The sequence below is a fragment of the Marinobacter algicola DG893 genome, from assembly GCF_000170835.1.
GTDB classification, from domain to species: domain Bacteria; phylum Pseudomonadota; class Gammaproteobacteria; order Pseudomonadales; family Oleiphilaceae; genus Marinobacter; species Marinobacter algicola.
In genome coordinates, this window is sequence record NZ_ABCP01000079.1 from 1 (window position 1) to 5320 (window position 5320).

Genomic DNA, 5320 nt, shown 5'->3' on the forward strand with positions numbered 1-5320 from the left:
CCCCACCCCGAAACCGATTTGACTAATGTGGGATCGCTTTTGCGGTTTCTTCAGCTAGGTTCTGATTCTTCCACCCTAAACAAACAGTAGGTCACCTGGCCTGCTGTTTTTTGTCTGTGCAGGGTCCAGTTGGCTGGCGCTGGGGGCGTGGGCGTGTCGCTTTCGTGTTCTGCGTAGATCCAGCTTCCCGGTTTTATCCACCCATTTTCTGCAATCATCGGGAACAGTTTTTCCAGCCAGCCCTGCCTGAAGGGTGGGTCCATGAACAGGATGTCGACGGGTTTGGCCGGTGGCTGGGCCAGGTAGGTTTCGATGTTCTGGCAGGCCACTTCTCCTTGTTCCGATTTCAATAAACGCAAATTACCGCGCAGGGCTTGTGCGAGTGCCGGGGTATGGTCGACGAAGATGGTGGTGGCTGCACCGCGGGAGAGAGCTTCAAGACCCAGGGCGCCAGAGCCAGCGAAGAGGTCGAGGCAGCGGCTGCCGGCGAGGTGGTGCGTCAGCCAGTTGAAAAGGGTTTCGCGGGTGCGTGCTGGAGTTGGGCGTACGCCGCCGGCGTCGGGGAAACGCAGTTTGCGGCTGCGCCAGTCGCCGCCGATGATGCGGAGTTCGCCGCTGCTACTGGCTGGCCTGGGTTTCTGGTTGCGTGCCATTCTGGGTGCGGCCTCTTGATCGCTGGTGCAGTGCGCCTTTGGGTGTGGTTGGCGTCATGTTACGAAGGTTTATCGGGCGAGTCACCTGCGGCCATCACTTAGGCCGGTCAGTCTGCTAGAATACCGCCTTTCTTGTATCCCGCGAATCGACGACCAATGGTATGACTATGACGGCAGAGTGGATTGCTATCGGCCTTCTGGCCCTTCTTGTCCTTGTGTTTGTTCTGGATGTGGCGGCAAACCGTCGTCGGATTCCTCGGCCGAAGCCGGTGCCCCAGAAAAAGCCGGAAGCCCAGGAAGGTGCCACTCCGAAAACCGGGGCGGAGCCTGAAGCGGATAGCGCGCCGGTTGCGGAAGCACCTGAAAAGCCTGTTGTTGAGGAGGCGCCCGCTGAAGCACCGACAACGCCGGCGCCAGAACCCGAGCCGGAAGCGCCCCAGGTCAGCGTTTTCGAGCGTATCCGCAAGGGCTTGGGTAAAACCCGTGCCAATCTGACCGGCGGCTTTGCGGATCTGTTTTCGATCGGCAAGAAGGTGGATGAAGATCTGCTCGAGGAAATCGAGACCACGTTGCTGATGGCGGATGTGGGTGTGACCGCCACGTCGGAAATCATTGAGTCGCTGACCGATAAGCTCGAGCGCAACCAGCTCAAGGACGGCGAGGCCCTGCGCAAGGCACTGAGGGATGAGCTCCATGGCCTGTTGGCGGATGTGACAAAGCCCCTGGAAATTGATGCAAGTAAAAAGCCCTACGTCATCCTGATGGTCGGTGTGAACGGTGTTGGTAAAACCACCACGATCGGCAAGCTTACCAAGCTCTTTCAGCGGGACGGCAAGTCGGTGATGCTTGCGGCAGGGGATACCTTCCGTGCCGCGGCGGTTGAGCAGTTGCAGGTGTGGGGCGAGCGTAACAACGTTCCCGTCGTGGCCCAGCATACCGGCGCCGACAGCGCATCCGTCATCTTTGATGCTGTTCAGTCCGCGCAATCCCGTGGCGTGGACGTGGTGATTGCGGACACCGCCGGTCGTCTTCAGAACAAAGACAACCTGATGAGTGAACTGGAGAAGGTTGTGCGGGTGATGAAGAAGCTGGATGAGTCCGCGCCCCACGAGGTCATGCTGGTTCTGGACGCCGGCACCGGCCAGAATGCGTTGAGCCAGGCCCAGGTGTTCCAGCAGGCAGTGGGGGTCAGCGGTATTACCCTGACCAAGCTGGACGGCACGGCCAAGGGTGGTATTGTGTTCGCCATTGCCCGTCAGTTGCAGTTGCCCATCCGTTACATTGGCGTGGGGGAGCAGGTGGATGACCTGCGCAGCTTCGATGCCCGCACTTTTGTGGATGCGCTGTTTGATGAAAGCCCGGATAAGTAACCTTCAATGATCGAGTTCCGCCAGGTCACCAAACGTTATGACAGCGACCATACCGCGTTGCGTCAGGTCAATTTCGGCCTGGAGCGTGGTGAGCTGGCGTTTCTTACGGGGCATTCCGGCGCTGGCAAAAGTACGCTGCTAAAGCTGATTATGGTGATGGAGCGCCCCAGTGCCGGCGAGGTGATTGTGGGCGGGCAGGTGCTCAATACCCTGCCGCGCCGTCAGGTGCCATACATCCGCCGACACATCGGTGTGGTGTTCCAGAATCACCAGTTATTGTTTGATCGCACCGTGTTCGACAACGTCGCCATGCCTTTGGAGGTGATGGGCACCCCGGCCCGGGATATCGGTCGCCGCGTGCGGGCCGCTCTGGACAAGGTGGGATTGTTGAGCAAGGAAAAGATGAACCCGATGCAGCTATCCGGGGGTGAGCAGCAGCGGGTGGGCATTGCCCGTGCCGTCGTGAACAAGCCCCCGGTACTGTTGGCGGATGAGCCCACCGGTAACCTGGACCCGGAATTGTCTGCCGATATCATGCGGCTGTTTGCGGAATTCAGTCAGGTCGGGGTCACGGTGTTGATTGCTACCCACGACATTGCACTGATTAACGATCTCGGCCGCCGTACGTTGACTCTCGATCATGGTCGGCTGGTGACAGGCGTTGGCGCAAAAGGGGGGCTTCATGGCTAGCGATCCCCGACGGCAGTCTGCTCGGGGCGCCAAAAGTGCCCGTTCACCCTGGCGCCAGCAGGCCGAAAGTTACCTGAATCATCATCGCAAGGTGGCCCGGGACAGCGCGCAGCGTCTTTGGCACTCACCAGTGGCGAGCATGATGACCTGGACGGTGATGGGCGTGGCGCTGGCGCTGCCAGTGGCGCTTATGCTGTTGCTGGCCAGTCTGGAAGGCGTCAGTGCCGGCTGGGAAAGCTCAGCAAGGGTGACGGCCTATCTGAGTGACTCCGTTTCTATTGAAGATGCCCGGACATTGAAGGCCGAGGTGGCTGATGACAGCCGGGTGGCGGAAGTCGAGCTGATCGACCGTGAGACTGCGCTGGAAGAGTTCCGCGCGTCTTCCGGCCTTGAAGACGCCCTTGATTACCTCGACGAAAACCCGCTTCCCCATACTCTGCTGGTCACGCCCAGTGAAGGTTCCCGCACCGCTGACGGCGTGGAAATGCTGCTGAAGGTTATTGAAGGGCTGGACGGTGTTGACCGGGTGCAGGTGGATCTCGGCTGGTTGCAGCGTTTGAATGCCATGACCGACCTGTTGGGTCGCGCCGTCTGGGCGCTGGCGCTGTTGCTGGCGGCAGCGGTGGTACTGGTGATTGGCAATACCGTTCGCCTTGCGATTGAAAACCGTCGTGACGAAATTCTGGTGGCAAAATTGGTGGGTGGCACCGACGCTTTCGTGCGCCGGCCGTTCCTTTATACCGGGGCCTGGTTTGGCCTGGGTGGTGGGATTGTGGCCTTTATTCTGCTCCAGGTGTCGCTTTGGTGGCTCAGTGGCCCGGTGGAGCGGCTAGCCGGGTTATACCGCAGTGAGTTTTCCCTGAGCGGGCTGAGCGTCGATGGCGCGCTGGCGTTGATAATTGCAGCCATGCTGTTAGGCTGGTTAGGCGCCTGGGTTGCCGTCAAGCGCCATCTGGATGACATTGAGCCGGGGGAAATCGCCGGCGGGTGATCCCCGATCTCGGAAATACCGTATTGAAATCAATACGGGTTCCGGCGTAGTTTGAAGATAGAATTCGAAGGCAGCCAGATTTCCAGTTTGTTGATTTGAAACGGTTTAGATGGAAATTTGGGTTATTTGCAGAGTGCTTGGCGGGCTGAATTAGAGTTGCTATATTTATCGGTCGTCATGTTCGGAGGATAAGACATGGGTACGAGTTTACAGATCATCGACAGACTGGTTCCGGGTGCCAACCTTGAGTCCTATATCCAGGCGGCCAGCCGCATTCCGGTGCTGTCTGTCGAGGAAGAGCGCAAGCTCGCAGAGCGACTGCATTACGATGGTGACGTCGATGCAGCCCGTGAGCTGGTTCTTTCACATCTGCGCTTCGTGATCCACATTGCCCGCAGTTATGCGGGTTATGGGCTGTCCCAGGCAGATTTGATCCAGGAAGGTAACGTAGGCCTCATGAAGGCGGTCAAGCGTTTCAATCCGGAATACGGTGTGCGCCTGGTGTCCTTTGCAGTGCACTGGATCAAGGCCGAGATTCACGAGTTTATCCTGCGCAACTGGCGCATCGTGAAAGTGGCGACCACCAAGGCGCAGCGTAAGTTGTTTTTCAACCTGCGCAGCCAGAAGAAGCGTCTGGCGTGGTTGAGTCATGATGAGGTCAATGCCGTGGCCAGTGACCTCGGGGTTGAGCCCAGGGTTGTGCGGGAGATGGAAGGTCGTCTGGCTTCCCACGATACGGCGTTCGATGGCCCCCAGGACGATGACGACGACAATGCCTATCAGGCGCCGGCGTATTATCTGGAGGACAAGCGCAGCAATCCGGCCACGCAGCTGGAGCAATCCGACTGGACGGACGATTCCAATGGTCGTCTGATGGCGGCGTTGGAGCAGTTGGATGAGCGTAGCCAGGATATCCTTCGTGAGCGCTGGTTGTCCGATAGCAAGTCGACGCTGCATGAGTTGGCGGATCGATATGGTGTTTCCGCTGAGCGTATTCGTCAGTTGGAGAAGAACGCCATGAAGAAGATCCGTATGCATATGACAACGGAAGAAGAGGCTGCTTAACCCTGAATTAACTTAGGGTTTGTCAGAACGCCACCATCCTTTGCGGGGTTGGTGGCGTTTTTGTTTGTATAATCCTTAAAACAAACACAAACCTTGGGGGGGGGGGGCGCGAGTGGGCAGATGACCGACAAAGAGCCCAACAATGCCCCGTTGAAATGCTCCAGTTCCAGCAACAAACCGCTGTGATCCACATCGCTGTGCCCGTTGGCGATCAGGCTTTTATACTCATTGTGCACCTGCTGCGACAGCGGCAGAGCCAGCCCCTCGGAACGGGCCTCGTCCAGAATCATCCGCAGATCTTTCAACTGAATCCGCGCCGGTGCACCGGGTGAAAAGTCCCGATCAATCATCCGCTGCCCATGCAACTCCAGAATCCGACTGCCCGCAAAACCACCCATCAGCGCCTCCCGAACAGCGGCAGGATCAGCCCCACCCTTCGCGGCCAGCAACTACGCCTCCGACACCGCGCCAATGGTAATTCCCACAATCGCCTGATTGGCCCCTTCGCCAGTTGCCCGGCCCCTACCGGACCAATGGGTGTGCACTTCCCA

General features: G+C 58.6%; 6 protein-coding genes. 4 read left to right on the forward strand and 2 right to left on the reverse strand.

The window, feature by feature from the left end:
• Positions 1–50: 50 nt before the first annotated feature.
• Complete coding sequence (gene rsmD, locus MDG893_RS20110) at positions 51–653, reverse strand: 16S rRNA (guanine(966)-N(2))-methyltransferase RsmD (RefSeq protein ID WP_007155688.1); 603 nt, start codon at positions 651–653, stop codon at positions 51–53.
• 167 nt (positions 654–820) lie between these two features.
• Between rsmD and ftsY the strand changes: the two genes are divergently transcribed.
• The 4 genes from ftsY (at position 821) to rpoH (ending at position 4769) form a co-directional block, all read left to right on the forward strand.
• A complete protein-coding gene (ftsY, locus tag MDG893_RS20115; RefSeq protein ID WP_007155689.1) occupies positions 821–2023 on the forward strand; it encodes a signal recognition particle-docking protein FtsY in 1203 nt (400 codons plus the stop codon).
• Positions 2024–2029: 6 nt separating this feature from the next.
• Entirely contained in the window at positions 2030–2713 is a 684-nt protein-coding gene (gene ftsE / locus MDG893_RS20120; protein WP_007155690.1) for a cell division ATP-binding protein FtsE, read from the forward strand.
• Positions 2706–3704: a permease-like cell division protein FtsX gene (gene ftsX / locus MDG893_RS20125; protein WP_007155691.1), complete on the forward strand. Its 999-nt coding sequence runs from the start codon at positions 2706–2708 to the stop codon at positions 3702–3704. The genes ftsE and ftsX overlap by 8 nt, the downstream gene beginning before the upstream one ends.
• Positions 3705–3899: 195 nt before the next feature.
• Complete coding sequence (gene rpoH, locus MDG893_RS20130) at positions 3900–4769, forward strand: RNA polymerase sigma factor RpoH (protein WP_007155692.1); 870 nt, start codon at positions 3900–3902, stop codon at positions 4767–4769.
• Here rpoH and MDG893_RS20135 read toward each other — a convergent pair.
• Positions 4766–5218, reverse strand: a complete 453-nt coding sequence (locus tag MDG893_RS20135; RefSeq protein ID WP_007155693.1) for an NAD-binding protein — start codon at positions 5216–5218, stop codon at positions 4766–4768. The two genes, rpoH and MDG893_RS20135, sit on opposite strands and share 4 nt — an antisense overlap.
• Positions 5219–5320: the final 102 nt, after the last annotated feature.